Genomic DNA, 19,044 nt, shown 5'->3' with positions numbered 1-19,044 from the left:
CATCGTATGGCTGACTATTATCCGCTGCTAGCCCGGGCGATCGCCGGGCTGCCCAATCAGACGCCTGAGGCACGTCGCGCTGTGTTTGAGCGGGCGCGAAAAGCGCTGCTCGGCCAACTGGAAAATATGCAGCCGCCGATTCCAAAAGAGGATATCGATCGGGAAGCGGAGGCGCTCGATCAAGCGATTGCGCGGTTGGAGGCCGAATACGATCCGCTGATCAAGGAAATCGAAGAGGCGATTGCTCCATCGCCGCCGCCGGCCGAAACCGAAGCGCCATCGCCGTCGATCGAGGGGCCGCCTGCTGCTGCAGCGCCGCCGGATGTCGTCGCAAGCCGGCATGCGCCGGAGCCGGCCGGCAGTTCCGCGCCGCAGATTCAGATTCTCGCAGGCGGCGAGTCGGCGGCATCGAGTGCGCCGCCGATCGTGGTCGAAGCGCCGCGCCCGCCGTTGCGTCCCGTCGATGCGCCGGAAGAGGAAGTCCTTCGCAAAACGCCCCCCGAAGCACCCACGCGCCCCGCTGCGCCGGTGCCGCGCCAGGAGAAGAAGAGCCGCGTCGGCTATTGGGTGACGGCCGCCGTCCTGGCCGCGGTTCTGGTTGGCGCAGGCATTCTCGCCATGCGCTGGCGGGACAATCCGGATGAACTCGCCGCAGCGCATAAAGCCGCAATGCCCGCGCCGCCGGCGGACACCGGCAGCGGCAAGGTGCCGGCCCGAATCAGTGCTGCGCCGCTGAGCCCGCCGGTTTCGACCGTGACGGCACCGAGCGTCGCCATTCATTCCGATACGCCGCCAGAGACGGACACCGCGCCACAAGCTCCGGCCGCCGATACGAGCCAGCCGAACCAGAATCAGGCAAGCCAGACGCCGACGAGTCCGGCGGGTCAGGCGAGCCAGACTGGCGGGCCGACGGTTGCGGCCGCCGCGCCGCAGCGGGCAGAGTTTACGATTCCGACCAACGAGCATCCGGATGGGCAGGCCTTTCCGGGCACCGTTCAATGGCGCGTTGAGAATACCGTCCAGGTGAACGGCCAGACGCTTCCCGATATCGTGGCGGATGCGGATATTCCGGATCTGAAATTCCACGTCACGCTGCGCATGAAAAAGAACGTCGATCCGACGCCCATCGCCAATCAGATCGAACTCTATTTCCAGCCTCAGTCCACCAGTCCGATCACCAGTGTTTCGGGCATCGGCTCCGTCTCGGCCTTCAACGACAATGCGTCGCCGGACAATGTCAATATAGCTGGTGTGATGGCCTTGCCGCGTGTGCCGAACGTGTTCCTGGTCTTCCTGCCGGCGGCGGACGCGGAGCGGGACCAGAACACCCAATTGCTTGAAAAGCGCGATTGGCTCCGCTTGACCATGACCATCAACGGCAATATCCGCGCCACGCTCAACCTGCTGAAAGGCCCATCCGGCACGCAGGCGATCAATGACGCCTTTGCAGCCTGGAAATAGCCGCAAGATGATCGAGAGCCAGACCGTCGCGCCCATCGCGAACGGCTACACCGTCCTGCCGCCCGGCAAATTGGCCAATGCGGTGACGTGGCTCGAAATGCGTGGCAAGCCGGAGGGTCATACCGTGCCGGCGCGCCCCGATCTCGCCTTGCAGCCATTGCGCGGCGGCGATGTCGACCGCTATTTGCGTATCTTCCGCGCCGTGGGCGATGCGTGGCTGTGGTCGGGCCGTTTGGCGCTGCAACACAGTGAAATCGCCGCCGTTCTCGACGCGCCGCAGACCCGCGCTTTCGCGCTGGTCGAGCGGAATGCCGATGTCGGCTTGCTGGAAATCTCGTTCAAGGAGAATGCGGCGGAACTCGATTATTTCGGCGTGGTCGAACAGGCCATCGGCCGTGGGATCGGCCGTTGGCTGATGGCGCAGGCGATCGCGCTGGCCTGGTCGCAGCCGATCGAACGCTTCTGGCTGCACACCTGCAGTTTCGATTCGCCGGCCGCCATCGGCTTCTACCGGCAAAGCGGCTTCACGCCGTATCAGGTTGGATTCGAGATCATGGACGACCCGCGTTTGAACGGTCAGCTCCCCCGCACCGCAGGGGCGCATGTGCCAATGATTGAAGGCTGAGTTTTAATTTAGAGGCGCATGGCGCTGTTGGACATGCCGAGGGCGCCGCTCAAGTCGATCACCCGCTCGCTGCCCTTTTCGCGGCCGTCCAAGGCTTCGGCTTTCTTCATTTCATCCATCGCCAACGCGTGGGCGGTGCGCGCGTCCGCGAGCTGGGCTTTCAAATCCTCCGCCGATTGCAGCAGATTGTCGCGCCGGGTCTTAGCGGCGCGGGCGTAGGTCGGATAGGCGAAATGACTCGGATCGGAGATCCCCGCGCGTTTCTCCTCCCCCACGATTTCGCGGTCGAGATCGCCGGCCATCCGGTCAAAATCGGCGATCATCGCCTCGATCTGCAGGACGCGGCGGCGCTTTTCCTCGGCCTGGAAACGCTTCAGACGGATCAATGTGTCCCGTGATTTCATCACGTGAGAACTCCAACGCAAATGACAAAAGACGCACCCGCCGATCGAAGGAACGGAGGATGGCCGCGAGACTGCGTGAGTATTGCGTAAGGAAGTTGCTCGTTCCTTACCAAATGTGATTTTTTTGTGATGCGGGGAAGCTGGAGGCGGTTCGAATTTGTGGCGGCGGATACGAAGCGGCGGCGCTGCTGCGCCGCCATTAACGATTGGCCATGGCTGCCGCGCCGCCGGCCTGGACTCAGCGTCAAATCAGCCTGCCCACAAACACACTTGCAAGATTTTTTTAAGTTTCTAGTTTAACGGAGTTAATAAAAATATTCTGATAAATCAAAGGGCTGCCGAATTTTGCTGTTAACATTGGCTTATTTCTTGCCAGATTGAATCATATTTTGTTAACCATTCCTTGTTTACCTTTGAGTCGAAGAGTTGGGCGCGAGCCTTAGTTTAGCCGGGTGGGCCTGATCGGCTGCACCTGACCACGAATTTTTTGAGGCCTTCGGGCACGGCGGGGATATCAAATGCGCGTACTTCTCATCGAAGACGATAGCGCAACGGCGCAGAGCATCGAACTGATGCTCAAATCGGAAGCCTTCAACGTGTATACGACCGATCTTGGCGAAGAAGGTATCGATCTCGGCAAGCTCTACGACTACGATATTATTTTGCTTGATTTGAACCTGCCGGACATGTCCGGCTACGAAGTGCTGCGCACCTTGCGGGTCGCGAAAGTCAAGACGCCGATTCTGATTCTCTCCGGCCTTGCCGGCATCGAGGACAAGGTGAAAGGGCTCGGCTTCGGCGCCGACGATTATCTCACCAAGCCCTTCCACAAGGACGAATTGGTGGCACGCATTCACGCGATCGTGCGCCGCTCGAAGGGCCATGCGCAATCGGTCATCGTCACCGGCGATCTCACCGTCAACCTCGATCAGAAGACTGTCGAAGTGAACGACGCGCGCGTGCATCTGACCGGCAAGGAATATCAGATGCTGGAGCTCCTGTCCTTGCGCAAGGGCACGACGCTGACCAAGGAGATGTTCCTCAACCATCTCTATGGTGGCATGGACGAACCTGAATTGAAGATCATCGACGTCTTCATCTGCAAGTTGCGCAAGAAGCTCGCGAATGCGTCGGAAGGCAAAAACTACATCGAGACCGTCTGGGGTCGCGGCTACGTGCTGCGCGAGCCGACCGAGAACGACGAACGCATTCCGGCGGAATAGAATCACGAATTTCAGATTGCGCAAAACCCCGCTCTGGCGGGGTTTTTTGTGCCTCGGTCAATTCTATTGCGTTGGCTTGATGAGCTGAGCGGGACAAGAAGATAAGAGCGCTCGTCCCGGCGCGCCGGTCAGATCGATCCGTCCCAGATCATTGGCGAGCATAATGCTCGCAAAATTCTTCCACAGAAAACGTTCCGAGCGGATCGAGTCCACGGCCGACCACGGAATGAAGATGGGACGCATGAAAATCGAAAACGGAAAGAAGACGCCCAGTCCGAAACCCCTGCCGTTCAGCGTCACCTTGAGAATGTTGTTGAAGCCGATGCCACCAGCAGGAAACCACAACGAAGCATTTTTCCAACGCGATATGCGGCCGGATGAAAAGCGAAAGCGCCGACCATCAATTTCGTCAAAAGCGCGAAACTGGTCGGCCAATCGGAACCATCCGGAAAGGATCGCAACAAGGATGCTGCTCACCAGCAATATGCCGACAAAGAAAATCGGAAAGGCTGACCATCGCAACATATCGGGAGACATCAATCGCTCGTTTTGGAAGCTGCCATCGCTAAAAAATAATCCCCTTTTCCGAGGTGGAAAAGGGGATCGAAGATCGCTTCAAAACTTCAGGATTTAAGCAGCCTGCTTCGCTTCGATCGTCTTGGCGCTGCCGGACGCAATTTCAATGCGGCGGGGCTTTTGCGCTTCGGGGATCTCGCGCACGAGGTCGACATGGAGCAAGCCGTTCACGAGGCTCGCGCCCGACACGTGGACGTGGTCGGCAAGCTGGAAGCGGCGTTCGAAGGCGCGGGCGGCAATGCCCTGATAGAGGACTTCGCTCTTCGGCTCGGCCTCGCCCGCAACCTCTTTGGTGCCCTTGATGGTGAGGGTGTTTTCCTTGGTCTCGAGGGTGAGTTCGTTCTCGGCGAAGCCGGCGACGGCGACGGTGATGCGGTAGGCATTTTCACCGGTGCGCTCGATATTGTAGGGCGGGTAGGTCGGCGCCGATTGATCGGCAGCGCTCACTTGGCCGAGCAGCGAAAACAAACGGTCGAAGCCGACGGTGGAGCGATAAAGCGGAGCAAAATCAGTGTGACGCATGGAACATATCCTTCATTAAGCGACATGATCGATGAGGCTCTCGCCTCACCTCGCACCGGTCGCAGTGACCCGGTGCCTTGGGGTTTGCACGTCCGATTGGCCCGTGCAGAGAATTAATTGGGGAGCGGTTCCGGCCTTTGCAAGGCCCCCCGCCGCCGGTTTTTCGGCTGTGCGAAATCCGATGCGGGAACCCGTCAAAATGCGTATAAGGCGCTCATGAGCTTAACCCGCACCGTTCTCAAACTCTTCGAGATGCCGGACAATCCTGCCCCGCCGGGCGGCGAGATCTGCGTGATCGAGGCAAGTGACGGCGTCATCCTGCGCGGCGCCCGCTGGCAGCCGTCCGAGGGCAAGGCAGCGCGCGGAACGGTCGTCATCTGTCCCGGTCGCAGCGAATGGATCGAGAAATATTTCGAAGTGGTCGGCGACTTGCGCGACCGCGGCTTTCATGTCGTCGCCTTCGATTGGCGCGGGCAGGGCGGCTCGGTGCGGCAGCTCAAGAATCCGCGCAAAGGCCATGTGGAGGATTTCGCTGAATATGGCCTCGACATGGATGCGGTCGTGCAGCAGGTACTGATCCCGCATTGTCCGAAGCCCTGGTTCGGCCTCGCGCATTCCATGGGCGGCGCAATTCTCTTGATGCTGGCACGGCGCGGCCACGACGCCTTCGAGCGCGTGGTCCTGAGCGCGCCGATGCTGGATATTCACGGCCTGAAATATCCGCGCTTCCTGCGCCTCCTCGCGCGCGGTCTCAACGCTATCGGCCTCGGCCGCGCCTTCGTGCCGGGGGGGAGTTCAAGCAACGGCCATCTGCATCCCTTTGCTGGCAATGTCCTGACCTCGGACGAGCGGCGCTACAAGCGGTCGCTGAATATGATGGCGCACCATCCGCAGCTCGGCCTCGGTTCGCCGACCGTCGCCTGGATCCATGCCGCGTTCCGGCGGATGGATGGGCTGATGGATCCGGAGGTGCCGCGCCACATTATCACGCCCATTCTCATCATCGCCTGCGGCGCCGACAAAGTCGTCGACACGCCGACCACCGAACGCTTCGCCGCCCGCCTGAAAGCCGGCCGCTTCATCACCATTCCCTATGCGCAGCACGAGATCATGATGGAGCGCGATGCTTTGCGCGATCAGTTCTGGGCGGCGTTCGACGCCTTCATTCCGGGCAAGCGGCAGGAGCTCGAGCAATTCCGCACGGAACACGCCGACAAGGTGTGACACCCGAAAGTTCGGGAGGCCCTTATCCCGCCAGCAATTTGAGCGCGGCCTTATGGATGCGGCGGTCACCGGCGGCGATGATCGTACCGCCGTGCGACGCATCGCCGCCATCCCAGGTTGTCACGATTCCGCCGGCGCCTTCGATCACCGGAATGAGCGCGACGATGTCATAGGGCTTGAGGCCAGCCTCGATGACAAGATCGACATGGCCGCTGGCGAGCAGGCAATAGGCGTAACAATCCGCGCCATAGCGCGCGAGGCGCACCTGCGCCTCGACCCGGTCATAGGCCGCGAGCCGCTCCGGCGTAAAAATCCGCGGGCTGGTGGTCATCAGCGTCGCCTGCGCCAGCGTGGCGCAACCGCGCGCGCGCAGGTTGCGCTCGGTTCTGCGGCCCGCGACCTCATGGCTCCACGTCGCCGCGCTGCCATCGCCGACGAAGCGCTCGCGGGTGAAAGGCTGATGCATCATGCCATAGACCGGCTTGCCCTTATGAGTGAGGCCGATCAGCGTGCCCCATAGCGGCACGCCGGAGATGAAGCTGCGGGTTCCGTCGATCGGATCGAGCACCCAGCAATATTCCGCATCCGGATTGATGATGCCGAACTCCTCGCCCAAAATGCCGTGATGCGGAAACGTCTTCTGGATGAGATGACGCATGGCGAGTTCGGAGGCTTTGTCCGCCTCCGTCACCGGATCGAAGGCTCCGCCGACATTCTTGTCCTCGGCGCCGATGGCGGTGCGGAAAAACGGCATGATCGCCTCGCCGGAGACACGGGCGAGCTCTTGCACGAAGGCGGAAAAATCGACGGCGGTCATGGAGCCCCTGCGCTTTGGGAACGGAAGAGTGTCGCCTCTGATGTAGCCGAAACGCTGGCCGAAGGGAATCCGGATACAGGCGTGTGGCAGGGCAATCGCATTTGGATGCATTGACCATGCGGGCAAGCAACCGGAAGGCAAAGTGGGCGAAATCGGGAAATTCAGCTGCTTTCGACGCCGTTCCGTTCGTGGTCTCGTTTCGTCCGAGAAATCCCGATCTTCACGGCTTTGCCGCTCTGGAACCGAAGCTGCGAAAATTTGACAAATCCAAAAAAGGAACATATAATGAACAAGCGTTTTATCCAGGGATTACAAACGCATGAGTCAGGGAACGGACAGGCGAGGGAGCAAAAAACTCTCCTCGGCTTCAATTTCAAAACCATCGAATGCCGGCTGGTGACGGGGAACGATGGGGAGGCATATGAAAATTTTTTGGGATCAAACTAGTAGAGCGAATATTCTATATTGTTCAATATGTTAGATGCGTATCTGGACAAAAATTGAGCGATTCGACGTGGTTTTGGACCGCCGGCAGACCGTCTTTGATCATAAGAATACTCAACGATCGCCTCGTTTCAATTGACCTTCGGTGGCCTAGCGCCGACTGCCAACTTTGGACCGCACCATTTTCAAATGCGATTGCCTTGGGGCGCGTGGGAGGCAAGATTGCATCCCGCTTGACGCCTGCCGTGTGGTGCGCAACACAAATCGCATGGCTTTTGTTCTCGCCCATCTTTCGGATGCCCATATCGGCCCGTTGCCGCGGCCGCGCCTGCATGAATTGTTCAGCAAGCGTCTGACCGGCTACATGAATTGGCAGCGCGGCCGCCGCCGGGCACACAATATGGATGTGCTGGCGCGGATCGTCGCCGATCTGAAAGCGCAGAATCCCGACCATATCGCCATGACCGGCGACATTCTGAACATCGGCCTGCCGGCGGAATTCCCGCTGGCCCGTGCCTGGATCGAAACGCTCGGGTCCCCGCACGACGTGAGCTTCGTGCCGGGCAATCACGATGCCTATGTCCGCGGCGCGGTGCCGCATCTCATCAGCACGTTCGCGCCTTACGCCTCGAGCGACGGCAGGAACAATACCGCCTTTCCCTATCTGCGCCTGCGCGGCGAGGTGGCGTTGATCGGCCTGTGCTCGGGCGTGCCGACGGCGCCGTTCCTCGCGTCGGGACATTTGGGCGATATGCAAATGCGGAAGTTCGCCGAGGTGCTGGCCGAGACCGGCGCCAAGGGGTTGGCACGCGTCGTCATGATCCATCATCCGCCGCACCGGGTCGGCGCCGCGCGCGGGCGCGGGCTCGACGATGCGCCGGCTTTCGAACGCGTGATCGCGCAACATGGCGCGGAACTGGTGCTCTACGGCCACAATCATCGCGCCGCCGTGGCATGGCTGGGGTCCGCGCGCCGGCCGGTGCCGGTCGTCGGCGTGCCGTCGGCAAGCGCCGTCTCGAGCAATCATCATCATCGCGCCGCCTATCATCTCTTTCGCCTCGAGCACACTGGCGCGGGCTGGTCGGTGAGCGGCGAAGCGCGCGGCATCGGCGGCGATCTGCGCTCGGTCGAGCCGCTCGGGGCGCTCGCGCTCAACGCGCCGAAGTAGCGGCGGAACGCGCAACCTAAAATTTTTGTCACGTTCGGCTGCGGCAAGATTGCATAAATTTAATGAGCAATTGCAAGGCGTTGGCCACTTCATTCATCCATCGTTCACCGGTCCGGCGCGAATTTTCTTGCCTCACCTGGCGCCGGTGTACGGCGACCGATCATGTGTTGGAGATTGATGTGTTGAAATTCAAAACCGTTGCACTCACCGGCGCCGCTCTCGCGCTTTCCCTTGGGCTCGCCTATGCGGAGGCTCCCAAAGATCATCAGCAGAAGGGTGCGGCGATGATCGAGCGCCTGTGCAGCGATCAGTCGCAGATGCGCCATGACGGGGCGAAGGAAGGATCCTTCATTGACAAGCTCTCGCTCACCGATGCGCAGAAGTCGCTGTGGAAGGACCTGACCGACGCCCGTCAGCAGACGCGCGCCGATCTGAAGACCAGCTTGTGCTCGCAGAAGCCGGACCTCAGCACCTTGACCGGCCGTCTCGACCTTCGCGAGAAGATGATGGAAGCGCGTCTCGCGGCGTTCAAGTCGACCCGTCCGAAGCTGGAGGCTTTCTACAACAGCCTCGACGACAAGCAGAAGACGGCGTTCGACGCGATGCGCGACCATGGGCATGAGCACCATGGCGAGCCTCGTCACGATCATAACGGCGATCAGCAGGAAGAGTAATGCTGATGCGGCCGGAGCCTTGACCGGCTCCGGCTGCGGTCACGGACGGACCGGATGTTCTTCCGCCTGATTGCGCGGCACCAGCTTGCGATAGAGGTGCCAGGTGGCATGGCCGAGCACCGGCAGCGCGACGGCGAGGCCGATGAAGAACGGGATCGAGCCGAGGAACAGCAGGACCGCGACCAGGAGGCCCCAGAAAGCGACCATCACCGGATTGGCTCTCGTCGCCCGCAGCGATGTCATGACCGCCGTTGCGGCGCCGACATCGCGGTCGAGCAGCATCGGGAACGAGATCACGCTGATGCAGAGCGTTACGAGGGCGAAACAGAAGCCGATGAAGCAGCCCCAAAACAGCAGCATCATGCCGTTATAGGTCGAGAAAATCTCGCTCAGGAAGACCGGATAGGACTCCGGTGCGAAGGGGCCGTAATAATGTTCATAGAGGGATTGGGCGACGCCCAGCCAAAGCAGAAAGATCGCAAAGAGCCCGATGCCCAAGGCGATGATGGCGGGCAGGGACGGCGAGTGGATGATATTGATCGCATGTTTCCACGACGTCTCGAGGCCGAGTTCGCGGCGGCGGCTCATCTCATAGAGGCCAATTGCCGCCAAAGGCCCGATCAGGGCAAAGCCGGATGCGAGCGGAAACAGCAGTTGCAGGGCGTTTTCCTGCGACGTCAATATGGCGAGAACAATGCCGCAGAACGGGTAGATGAGGATCAGAAACGCGAGATGGGACGGCATGGTGCGAAAATCGTCCACGCCTTGGTCGAACGCGTCCTTGAGATCCTGCGCGCTGATTTTGTTGACGCTCGGCGTCTCGCTGAGGGACTCGGTACCGGTAAAGACATGGAATTTGGCCATAGGCTCCCCCTCCTGTCTCAACAATTGAGCGAACCTGCGGTCAGGCTGTCAGAAAGGGTCGGTCTGGCGGCGCAGGGCGCGATGGTTGCGACAATACGCCTCTCCTAACGCTTTGTCATGGGCCATTTCCCGTGGCGGCGGTGACTTTCGCGCGAGCTTTCGCCATGATGCCATCATGGTCTTGCCCGCCCGCGCCGCGCCGTCCTCTCCCCCGCTCGACTCGACCGATGCCCGCATCCTCGACATGGCGGCGGCCCACTTGCGGCGCTTCGGCCTGAGCCGCACCACGGTTTCGGCGATTGCCGAGGAAGCGGGCATGACCCATGCCAATGTCTACCGCTATTTTCCCTCCAAGCAGGCTCTGATCGATGCGGTGACGGCCGCTTGGCTGAAAGTGCTGGAAGCGGATTTGCATGCGGTGATGGAGAGTTCCGACCCGCCGCAGGACAAGCTGGAGCGTATTCTCGCCGCCACCCACCGCGCCTACCGCGACAAGCTCGACACCGACCCCAATCTCTTCGATCTGTTCGCCGATGCCATGGAGGCGGGGCGCGGGGTCGGACGCAAACATCGCAACCGCCTGCAGGCCGACGTGCAGACGGTCGTGGACGAGGGTATCGCCGTCGGGACCTTCCCCAAGGCCGACGTGCGGCGCTCGATGGCGCTGATTTTCGACACCACGCACCGTTTCCTGCATCCGGTCGCCTTGAGACTCGACCGCGACGTGCCGGCCAGCACTATGACGGCGCGTTTCGACCGGGTGGTGAAAATTCTGATTCTCGGTCTCGTCACCGGCCGCGGCTGACCTTCGTCGGGTTCGGCACGGTAATCCTATCGAAAAATTTAGTTACAAATTACATCATCTGAAATTTGTAATATTCAATATCGGCCATATATGAAATTTGATCGCCCGCCGATATTTTAAGTCAAACTATTGTTTCACATATATAATCAACTTTATCCCGATTTCACATTTCCTGCTGTGTATCCCAAAATTACCAAACTCAGCGGCCTTTCAACACCCTTGCTTCGTGCTCCATATGGAGTCATGGAGGTTTGGGTTTGCGTGATCGCACGGCGAAATCGCCCTGCGGCGCGTGTGTTAGAACTTCAATTCGAGGACGTCACCCAATGGCGCGTAAGAAGATTGCACTGATCGGAGCCGGCCAGATCGGCGGAACTTTGGCCCATCTCGCCGGCCTGAAAGAGCTTGGCGATATCGTTCTTTTCGATATTGCCGAAGGCACGCCCCAGGGAAAAGCGCTTGATCTTGCCGAATCTTCGCCCGTTGAGGGCTTCGACGCCAAATTGAGCGGCGCCAATACTTATGCCGATATCGCCGGCGCCGACGTCATCATCGTGACCGCGGGCGTGCCGCGTAAGCCGGGCATGAGCCGCGACGATCTGCTTGGCATCAATTTGAAGGTCATGGAATCGGTCGGCGCGGGTATCAAGCAGCACGCGCCGAATGCTTTTGTGATCTGCATCACAAATCCGCTCGATGCGATGGTCTGGGCGCTGCAAAAGGCCTCCGGCCTGCCGACCAACAAAGTCATCGGCATGGCGGGCGTGCTCGATTCGGCCCGCTTCCGCTATTTCCTCGCCGAGGAGCTGAACGTGTCGGTGCAGGACGTGCATGCGATGACGCTCGGCGGCCATGGCGACGACATGGTGCCGCTGATCCGCCATTCGACGGTCGGCGGCGTGCCGCTGCCCGATCTCGTGGAGATGGGTTGGCTCACCCAAGACAAACTCGACTCCATCGTCGAGCGCACCCGCAAGGGCGGCGGCGAAATCGTCGCGCTGCTCAAGACCGGCTCGGCCTTCTACGCGCCCGCATCGTCCGCCATCGCAATGGCCGAAAGCTATCTCAAGGATCAAAAGCGCATCCTGCCCTGCGCCGCCCATCTCACCGGTCAATACGGCGTCAATGACATGTATGTCGGTGTGCCGGCGGTGATCGGCGCGAACGGCATCGAGCGCGTGGTCGAAATTGCCTTCAACGATGCCGAAAAGGCGATGTTCGCGAAATCGATCGCCGCGGTGAAGACCCTGGTCGACGCCTGCAAGACGATCAATCCGGCGTTTGCGTAACTAAGTTGCCGCAAAGCGCCGGGTGAGGGGCAGCGCCAGCGGCCCCAAAGCTGGCGCCAATCATTTCATTGCTCATCTTTAACGAGAATTTTGCTGCCTCTCATCCACCCTTCAGGCCCTTCTCTTCCGCAAGCGGGAAGAAGTGCAGCCTCCAAAGTCAGAGGAACCGCATGAACATCCACGAATATCAGGCGAAAGCCGTGCTCAAGGAATTTGGCGTGCCCGTCTCGCGCGGCGTGCCGATCTTCAAGGCCAGCGAGGCGGAAGCTGCCGCCAAGGAGCTTGGCGGCCCGCTTTGGGTGGTGAAAAGCCAGATCCACGCCGGCGGCCGCGGCAAGGGCAAGTTCAAGGAAGCGTCGGCCGGCGACAAAGGCGGCGTGCGCCTCGCGAAAAGCGTCGATGAGGTCAAGACTTTCGCCAGCGAGATGCTCGGCTCCACGCTCGTGACCGTGCAGACGGGTCCGGCGGGCAAGCAGGTCAACCGCCTTTATATCGAAGACGGCTCCGACATCGAGAAGGAATTCTATCTCTCCATTCTCGTCGACCGCGCCACCTCGCGCGTCGCGTTCGTCGTCTCCACCGAAGGCGGCATGGATATCGAGGAAGTTGCCCATCACCATCCGGAAAAGATCGTGACCTTCTCGGTCGATCCCGCGACCGGCATCATGCCTCATCACGGCCGTCTGGCCGCCAAGGCGCTCGGCCTCTCCGGTGATCTTGCCAAGCAGGCCGACAAGCTCGTGGCGCAACTCTATACCGCCTTCGTCGCCAAGGATATGGCGATGCTCGAGATCAACCCGCTGATCATCACCAAGCAGGGGCAATTGCGCTGCCTCGACGCGAAAGTGTCGTTCGACTCCAACGCGCTCTACCGGCACCCCGACGTCGTCGCGCTGCGCGACGAGACGGAGGAAGATGCCAAAGAGATCGAAGCCTCCAAGCACGACCTGAATTACATCACCCTCGACGGCACGATCGGCTGCATGGTCAACGGCGCCGGCCTTGCCATGGCGACCATGGACATCATCAAGCTCTATGGCGAAGCGCCGGCCAACTTCCTCGACGTCGGCGGCGGCGCCAGCAAGGAGAAAGTGACGGCGGCCTTCAAGATCATCACCGCCGATCCGAATGTGCAGGGCATTCTGATCAACATCTTCGGCGGCATCATGCGCTGCGACGTGATCGCGGAAGGCGTGATTGCGGCGGTCAAGGAAGTCGGCCTGCAAGTGCCGCTGGTCGTGCGGCTCGAGGGCACGAATGTCGAATTGGGTAAGAAAATCATTGCGGACTCCGGCCTCAATGTCATTCCGGCAGACGATCTCGACGATGCCGCGCAGAAGATTGTGAAAGCCGTGAAGGAGGTTCGCTAATGTCCGTTCTGATCGACGCAAATACCAAAGTCATCACCCAAGGTTTCACCGGCAAGAACGGCACGTTCCATTCCGAACAGGCGATTGCATACGGCACCAAGATCGTTGGCGGCACGTCGCCCGGCAAGGGTGGTTCGCGGCATCTCGGCCTGCCGGTGTTCGACACGGTGATGGAAGCCAAAGACGCGACTGGCGCCGATGCGTCCGTCATCTACGTACCGCCGCCGGGGGCGGCGGATGCGATCTGCGAAGCGATCCAGGCGGAAATTCCGCTCATCGTCTGCATCACCGAAGGCATCCCGGTCGAGGACATGGTGAAGGTGAAGCGGGCGCTGTCCGGCTCCAAGTCGCGGCTGATCGGCCCGAATTGCCCTGGCGTCATGACGGCCGGCGAATGCAAGATCGGCATCATGCCGGGCAATATTTTCAAGCCCGGCAATGTCGGCATCGTCTCGCGCTCCGGCACGCTGACCTACGAAGCCGTGTTCCAGACGACGCAGGAAGGCCTCGGCCAGACGACGGCGGTGGGCATCGGCGGCGACCCGGTCAAGGGCACCGAATTCATCGACGTGCTGGAGATGTTCCTCGCCGACGAAAAGACCGATTCGATCATCATGATCGGTGAAATCGGCGGCTCCGCCGAAGAGGACGCGGCGCAGTTCCTCGCCGACGAGGCGAAGCGCGGCCGGAAGAAACCGGTCGTCGGCTTCATCGCCGGCCGCACCGCGCCTCCCGGACGCCGTATGGGCCATGCCGGGGCGATCATCGCCGGCGGCAAAGGCGGCGCCGAGGACAAGATCGCGGCGATGGAAGCCGCCGGCATCCGCGTCTCGCCGTCGCCCGCAAGGCTCGGCAAGACCTTGGTGGATGTGTTGAAGGGATAATGAGATGCGAATGACCGACATCGCCTTCAACGTGGTCGACTGGGAGCAAGTTGGTGCAACCCGGCACGCGGGCGATGCCGGTCATGCTGTGTGGCGTACGCGGGTGTTTGGTCCGGAAGGCAACCAGATCCGCGTGCGGATGGTCGAATATACGGCAGGGTATGAAGCCGATCACTGGTGTTCGAAAGGTCACGTCCTGTTCTGCCTCGAGGGCGAATTGGACACGGTGCTGGCTGACGGGCGCACATTCAAGCTGCTCCCCGGCATGTCTTACCAAGTGGCTGATGATGCTGAACCGCATCGTTCAAGCACGGCGATCGGCGCCAAGCTGTTTATCGTTGACTAAAACATATTTGCAGGTGGAAGAGCCTGCGAACAAAGGGTGTAACCATGGCACGCCAGGATCAAAACGAAGCGCTGCTTTCGACATCATTTCTTTACGGTGCCAACGCGGCTTATATTGAAAATTTGCAGGCCCGCTATGAGGCCGACCCGAATGCGGTCGAGCCGGCGTGGCGCGAATTTTTCGACGCACTGAACGATGACCGCACCGCGGTCGAGAAATCCGCCAAGGGCGCGTCGTGGACGAAGCCCAACTGGCCGATTCATGCCAATGGCGAATTGGTGTCCGCGCTCGACGGCAATTGGCCGCAGGTCGAGAAGATGCTGACCGACAAGGTCAAGGCGAAAGCGGCTGCGAAGGGCGCGGACATATCCGCCGCCGATGTGCTGCAGGCAACGCGCGATTCGGTACGCGCCGTGATGATGGTGCGCGCCTATCGTATGCGCGGCCATCTCTACGCGAACCTCGATCCTTTGGGCCTCGAGCCACAGAAGGATCATGAGGAATTGCATCCCTCGTCTTATGGCTTCTCCGAGGCCGATTGGGACCGCAAGATCTTCATCGATAACGTGCTCGGTCTGGAATATGCGACGATCCGCGAAATGCTCGGCATTTTGCGCCGCACCTATTGCAGCACGATCGGCTTCGAGTTCATGCACATCAGCGACCCTGCGGCCAAGGACTGGCTGCAGCGCCGCATCGAGGGGCCGGATAAGGAGATCTCCTTCACCCGCGAGGGCAAGCGTGCGATTCTCTCGAAGCTCGTCGAGGCCGAAGGCTTCGAGAAATATCTCGACGTGAAATTCACCGGGACCAAGCGCTTTGGCCTCGACGGCGCGGAATCGCTGATTCCGGCGCTGGAGCAGATCATCAAGCGCGGCGGCCAATTGGGCGTGCGCGATATGGTGCTCGGCATGGCGCATCGTGGCCGGCTCAACGTGCTCACCCAGGTCATGAACAAGCCGCATCGCGCGCTGTTCCATGAGTTCCGCGGCGGTTCGTTCGCGCCCGACGATGTGGAAGGCTCGGGCGACGTGAAATATCACCTCGGCGCCTCGTCGGACCGCGAGTTCGACGGCAACAAGGTGCATCTGTCGCTCACCGCCAATCCCTCGCATCTCGAAATCGTCAATCCGGTCGTGCTCGGCAAAGTGCGTGCCAAGCAGGATCAGTTGAGCGACATCTCCGAGCGCTCGAAAGTGCTGCCGCTGCTGCTGCACGGCGATGCGGCCTTCGCCGGCCAGGGCGTCGTGGCGGAATGTTTCGGCATGTCGGCCATCAAGGGCCATCGCACCGGTGGCTCGCTGCATTTCATCATCAACAACCAGATCGGCTTCACGACCTATCCGCGCTACTCGCGCTCGACGCCCTATCCGTCGGATGTGGCCAAGATGATCGAGGCGCCGATCTTCCACGTGAACGGCGACGATCCGGAAGCGGTGGTGTTCGCGGCAAAAGTCGCGATCGAATTCCGCCAGCAGTTCCACAAGCCCGTCGTCATCGACATGTTCTGCTATCGCCGCTATGGCCATAACGAGGGCGACGAGCCGGGCTTCACCCAGCCGCTGATGTATCGCAAGATCCGCAGCCTGAAGTCGACGCTGGAGCTTTATTCCGAAAAGCTGGTTGCGGAAGGCGTGGTCACCGCCGGTGAAGTCGACAAGTTGCGCGCCGATTGGCGGCAGCGGTTGGAGGCCGAGTTCGAAGCGGGGCAAGCCTATAGGCCCAACAAGGCCGATTGGCTCGACGGCCGCTGGGTCGGCTTGAAATCGGCGAACGAACTCGTCGAAGACGACCGGCGCGGCCAGACCGGCCTCGACATCAGCAAGCTCAAGGAACTCGCGCAGAAGATCACCGAAGTTCCCCCGACCTTCCGCGTGCACAAGACCATCGGCCGCTTCCTGGAGAACCGCCGCAAGATGGTGGAGACCGGCGAGGGCATCGATTGGGCGATGGCCGAGGCCTTGGCTTTCGGGTCGCTCGTCGACGAAGGGCACCGCGTGCGCCTGTCCGGTCAGGATTGCGAGCGCGGCACGTTCTCGCAACGCCATTCGGTGCTGATCGATCAGGAGACGGAAGCGCGCTACGTGCCGCTCAACCACATCCGCGACGGCCAGGCGCGTTACGAGGTCATCAATTCGATGCTCTCGGAAGAGGCGGTGCTCGGGTTCGAATACGGCTATTCGCTGTCCGAGCCGAACGCCCTGACCTTGTGGGAAGCGCAGTTCGGCGATTTCGCCAATGGCGCGCAGGTCCTGTTCGATCAGTTCGTGTCGTCGGGCGAACGCAAATGGCTGCGCATGTCCGGTCTCGTGTGCCTGCTGCCGCACGGCTATGAGGGCCAGGGGCCGGAACATTCCTCGGCTCGGCTCGAGCGCTATCTGCAGATGTGCGCGGAAGACAATATGCAGGTGGCGAATTGCTCGACGCCGGCCAATTACTTCCACATCCTGCGCCGGCAGCTCAAGCGCGAGATCCGCAAGCCGCTGATCCTGATGACGCCGAAGAGCCTGCTGCGCCACAAGCGCGCCGTCTCGACCCTCGACGACATGACGGTCGGTTCGTCCTTCCACCGCCTGCTGTGGGATGACGCCGAATCGCACAAGGGCGAGAAGATCAAGCTCGTGAAGGACGAGAAGATCCGCCGCGTCATCCTGTGCTCGGGCAAGGTCTATTACGATCTTTACGAGGAGCGCGAGAAGCGCGGCATCGACGACGTTTATATCCTGCGCGTCGAACAGCTCTATCCGTTCCCGGCGAAAGCCCTGGTCAATGAATTGTCGCGCTTCAAGAAGGCCGAGTTCATCTGGTGCCAGGAAGAGCCCAAGAACATGGGAGCCTGGAGCTTTGTCGAACCGCTGCTCGAATGGGTGCTCAATCAGATCGGCAGCAAGGTCAAGCGCGCGCGCTATGTCGGACGTCCGGCCTCCGCCGCGACCGCGACCGGCCTGATGTCGAAGCATCTCGCCCAGCTCAAGGACTTCCTCGATCAAGCCTATGCCGAATAAAACGGCCGGCGCGCAACCCGCGCCGGTTTTTCTTCAAAGATAGACATATCGAAAGTTATCATCATGACCGAAATCCGTGTTCCAACTCTGGGCGAATCCGTCACCGAGGCGACCATCGGCCGCTGGTTCAAGAAGATCGGCGAAGCCGTGAAGGCCGACGAGCCCGTGCTCGAACTCGAGACCGACAAGGTGACGTTGGAAGTCAACGCGCCCGCCTCGGGAACGCTGGCCGAGATCGTCGCCAAGGAAGGCGAGACGGTCGGCGTCGGCGCGCTGCTCGGCCAGATCGGCGCAGGCGGCGCTGCAGCGGCCGCGGCCCCCGCCGCAAAGGCTGAGGCTCCGGCGCCGAAGGCGGAAGCCCCGGCCCCTGCCGCGAAAGCCGAAGCTGCCGTGGCCGCAACTTCGATGCCGCCCGCGCCGTCCGCGGCCAAGCTCGCCGCTGAGAGCAATATTGCGGTTGCCGATGTCGCCGGCTCCGGCAAGCGCGGCCAGGTGCTGAAGGGCGATGTGCTCGCCGCCATTGCGAGCCCAAGCGCGCCGGTCATCGGCCAAGTGACTTTGCCGCCGGCCGCTCCTGCGCCGGTGAGCGTCCGCGCGCCCTCCGCGCCCGACGATGCCTCCCGCGAAGAGCGCGTGCGCATGACGAAATTGCGCCAGACTATCGCCCGCCGCCTCAAGGACGCACAGAACACCGCCGCGATGCTGACGACCTTCAACGAGGTCGACATGACCGAAGTGATGGCCCTGCGCACCAAATACAAGGACGTGTTCGAGAAGAAGCACGGCGTGAAGCTCGGCTTCATGAGCTTCTTCGCCAAGGCCTGCACCCAGGCGCTCAAGGAAATCCCGGCGGTGAACGCCGAGATCGACGGCACGGATCTCGTCTATAAGAACTATTATCACGTCGGCATCGCGGTCGGCACCGACAAGGGCCTTGTCGTGCCGGTGGTGCGTGATGCGGATCGGCTCAGCCTGGCGCAGATCGAGAAGACGATCGGCGATTTCGGCAAGCGCGCCCGTGACGGCCAGCTCAAGCTCGAAGAGATGCAGGGCGGCACGTTCACGATCACCAATGGCGGCATCTACGGCTCGCTGATGTCGACGCCGATTCTGAACGCGCCGCAATCGGGCATTCTTGGCATGCACAAGATCCAGGAGCGGCCGATGGTGATCGGCGGCAAGCTCGAAATCCGCCCGATGATGTATCTGGCGCTCTCCTACGACCACCGCATCGTCGACGGCAAGGAAGCGGTCACCTTCCTGGTGCGCGTCAAGGAAGCATTGGAAGATCCGGCGCGGCTTGTCTTGGATCTGTGATTGTACTTTAGTCGACTGCGGGTCGT

19 protein-coding genes are annotated in these 19,044 nt (G+C 61.1%); 14 read left to right on the top strand and 5 right to left on the bottom strand.

Going from position 1 to position 19,044, the window contains the following annotated elements; all coding sequences use genetic code 11:
* Positions 1–6: 6 nt before the first annotated feature.
* Positions 7–1,461 (top strand): hypothetical protein, encoded by a 1,455-nt coding sequence (locus V9T28_RS20075; RefSeq protein ID WP_116401724.1) that lies wholly within the window; start codon positions 7–9, stop codon positions 1,459–1,461.
* Positions 1,462–1,468: 7 nt separating this feature from the next.
* Positions 1,469–2,086, top strand: a complete 618-nt coding sequence (locus V9T28_RS20070) for a GNAT family N-acetyltransferase (protein WP_210210420.1) — start codon at positions 1,469–1,471, stop codon at positions 2,084–2,086.
* Between the two features lie 8 nt (positions 2,087–2,094).
* On the opposite strand, the gene V9T28_RS20065 is transcribed toward V9T28_RS20070, so the two are convergent.
* On the bottom strand, positions 2,095–2,490 hold the full coding sequence (locus tag V9T28_RS20065) for a flagellar export protein FliJ (protein WP_116401722.1): 396 nt from the start codon (positions 2,488–2,490) through the stop codon (positions 2,095–2,097).
* 518 nt (positions 2,491–3,008) lie between these two features.
* Here V9T28_RS20065 and ctrA point away from each other — a divergent pair.
* The gene (ctrA, locus tag V9T28_RS20060; protein ID WP_116401721.1) at positions 3,009–3,713 is read left to right on the top strand and encodes a response regulator transcription factor CtrA; all 705 of its coding nucleotides are present in this window, start codon (positions 3,009–3,011) and stop codon (positions 3,711–3,713) included.
* A 63-nt stretch (positions 3,714–3,776) separates the two neighbouring features.
* Here the strand turns inward: ctrA and V9T28_RS20055 are convergent, their stop codons facing one another.
* The gene (locus V9T28_RS20055; RefSeq protein ID WP_147306473.1) at positions 3,777–4,250 is read right to left on the bottom strand and encodes a hypothetical protein; all 474 of its coding nucleotides are present in this window, start codon (positions 4,248–4,250) and stop codon (positions 3,777–3,779) included.
* 93 nt (positions 4,251–4,343) lie between these two features.
* A complete protein-coding gene (locus V9T28_RS20050) occupies positions 4,344–4,811 on the bottom strand; it encodes an Hsp20 family protein (protein WP_116401719.1) in 468 nt (155 codons plus the stop codon).
* Positions 4,812–5,027: 216 nt separating this feature from the next.
* Between V9T28_RS20050 and V9T28_RS20045 the strand changes: the two genes are divergently transcribed.
* Positions 5,028–6,035, top strand: coding sequence for an alpha/beta fold hydrolase (locus V9T28_RS20045; RefSeq protein ID WP_245424153.1), 1,008 nt, complete (start codon positions 5,028–5,030; stop codon positions 6,033–6,035).
* A 22-nt stretch (positions 6,036–6,057) separates the two neighbouring features.
* On the opposite strand, the gene hisN is transcribed toward V9T28_RS20045, so the two are convergent.
* Entirely contained in the window at positions 6,058–6,852 is a 795-nt protein-coding gene (gene hisN, locus V9T28_RS20040; protein ID WP_116401718.1) for a histidinol-phosphatase, read from the bottom strand.
* A gap of 83 nt (positions 6,853–6,935) precedes the next feature.
* On the opposite strand from hisN, the gene V9T28_RS20035 reads away from it, so the two are divergent.
* The 3 genes from V9T28_RS20035 to V9T28_RS20025 all read left to right on the top strand — a co-directional run bounded on the left by V9T28_RS20035 (position 6,936) and on the right by V9T28_RS20025 (position 9,138).
* Positions 6,936–7,175, top strand: coding sequence for a hypothetical protein (locus V9T28_RS20035; RefSeq protein WP_210210419.1), 240 nt, complete (start codon positions 6,936–6,938; stop codon positions 7,173–7,175).
* A 389-nt stretch (positions 7,176–7,564) separates the two neighbouring features.
* A complete protein-coding gene (locus tag V9T28_RS20030; RefSeq protein WP_116401717.1) occupies positions 7,565–8,464 on the top strand; it encodes a metallophosphoesterase family protein in 900 nt (299 codons plus the stop codon).
* A 179-nt stretch (positions 8,465–8,643) separates the two neighbouring features.
* Positions 8,644–9,138 carry a Spy/CpxP family protein refolding chaperone gene (locus tag V9T28_RS20025; RefSeq protein ID WP_158554843.1) on the top strand — a complete coding sequence of 165 codons (495 nt, stop codon included), beginning with the start codon at positions 8,644–8,646 and terminating at the stop codon, positions 9,136–9,138.
* A 39-nt stretch (positions 9,139–9,177) separates the two neighbouring features.
* On the opposite strand, the gene V9T28_RS20020 is transcribed toward V9T28_RS20025, so the two are convergent.
* A complete protein-coding gene (locus V9T28_RS20020; RefSeq protein WP_116401715.1) occupies positions 9,178–10,002 on the bottom strand; it encodes a DUF2189 domain-containing protein in 825 nt (274 codons plus the stop codon).
* A 175-nt stretch (positions 10,003–10,177) separates the two neighbouring features.
* On the opposite strand from V9T28_RS20020, the gene V9T28_RS20015 reads away from it, so the two are divergent.
* From V9T28_RS20015 to odhB, 7 genes are all read left to right on the top strand, one after another.
* Positions 10,178–10,807 carry a TetR/AcrR family transcriptional regulator gene (locus tag V9T28_RS20015; RefSeq protein WP_116401714.1) on the top strand — a complete coding sequence of 210 codons (630 nt, stop codon included), beginning with the start codon at positions 10,178–10,180 and terminating at the stop codon, positions 10,805–10,807.
* Positions 10,808–11,133: 326 nt separating this feature from the next.
* Positions 11,134–12,096, top strand: a complete 963-nt coding sequence (gene mdh / locus V9T28_RS20010; RefSeq protein WP_116401713.1) for a malate dehydrogenase — start codon at positions 11,134–11,136, stop codon at positions 12,094–12,096.
* 170 nt (positions 12,097–12,266) lie between these two features.
* On the top strand, positions 12,267–13,466 hold the full coding sequence (sucC, locus tag V9T28_RS20005) for an ADP-forming succinate--CoA ligase subunit beta (protein ID WP_116401712.1): 1,200 nt from the start codon (positions 12,267–12,269) through the stop codon (positions 13,464–13,466).
* Entirely contained in the window at positions 13,466–14,350 is an 885-nt protein-coding gene (gene sucD, locus V9T28_RS20000; protein WP_116401711.1) for a succinate--CoA ligase subunit alpha, read from the top strand. The genes sucC and sucD overlap by 1 nt, the downstream gene beginning before the upstream one ends.
* Before the next feature lie 4 nt (positions 14,351–14,354).
* A complete protein-coding gene (locus tag V9T28_RS19995; protein WP_116401710.1) occupies positions 14,355–14,696 on the top strand; it encodes a DHCW motif cupin fold protein in 342 nt (113 codons plus the stop codon).
* A gap of 44 nt (positions 14,697–14,740) precedes the next feature.
* Entirely contained in the window at positions 14,741–17,701 is a 2,961-nt protein-coding gene (locus tag V9T28_RS19990) for a 2-oxoglutarate dehydrogenase E1 component (RefSeq protein WP_116401709.1), read from the top strand.
* 63 nt (positions 17,702–17,764) lie between these two features.
* Positions 17,765–19,018 carry a 2-oxoglutarate dehydrogenase complex dihydrolipoyllysine-residue succinyltransferase gene (gene odhB / locus V9T28_RS19985; protein ID WP_199500188.1) on the top strand — a complete coding sequence of 418 codons (1,254 nt, stop codon included), beginning with the start codon at positions 17,765–17,767 and terminating at the stop codon, positions 19,016–19,018.
* The last annotated feature ends 26 nt before the right edge of the window (positions 19,019–19,044 follow it).

The organism is Methylovirgula sp. 4M-Z18 (assembly GCF_037890675.1).
In the GTDB taxonomy this organism is placed as follows: domain Bacteria; phylum Pseudomonadota; class Alphaproteobacteria; order Rhizobiales; family Beijerinckiaceae; genus 4M-Z18.
The sequence above is the reverse complement of the archived record's forward strand: the minus strand, read 5'-3'. Positions and strand labels throughout refer to the sequence as shown.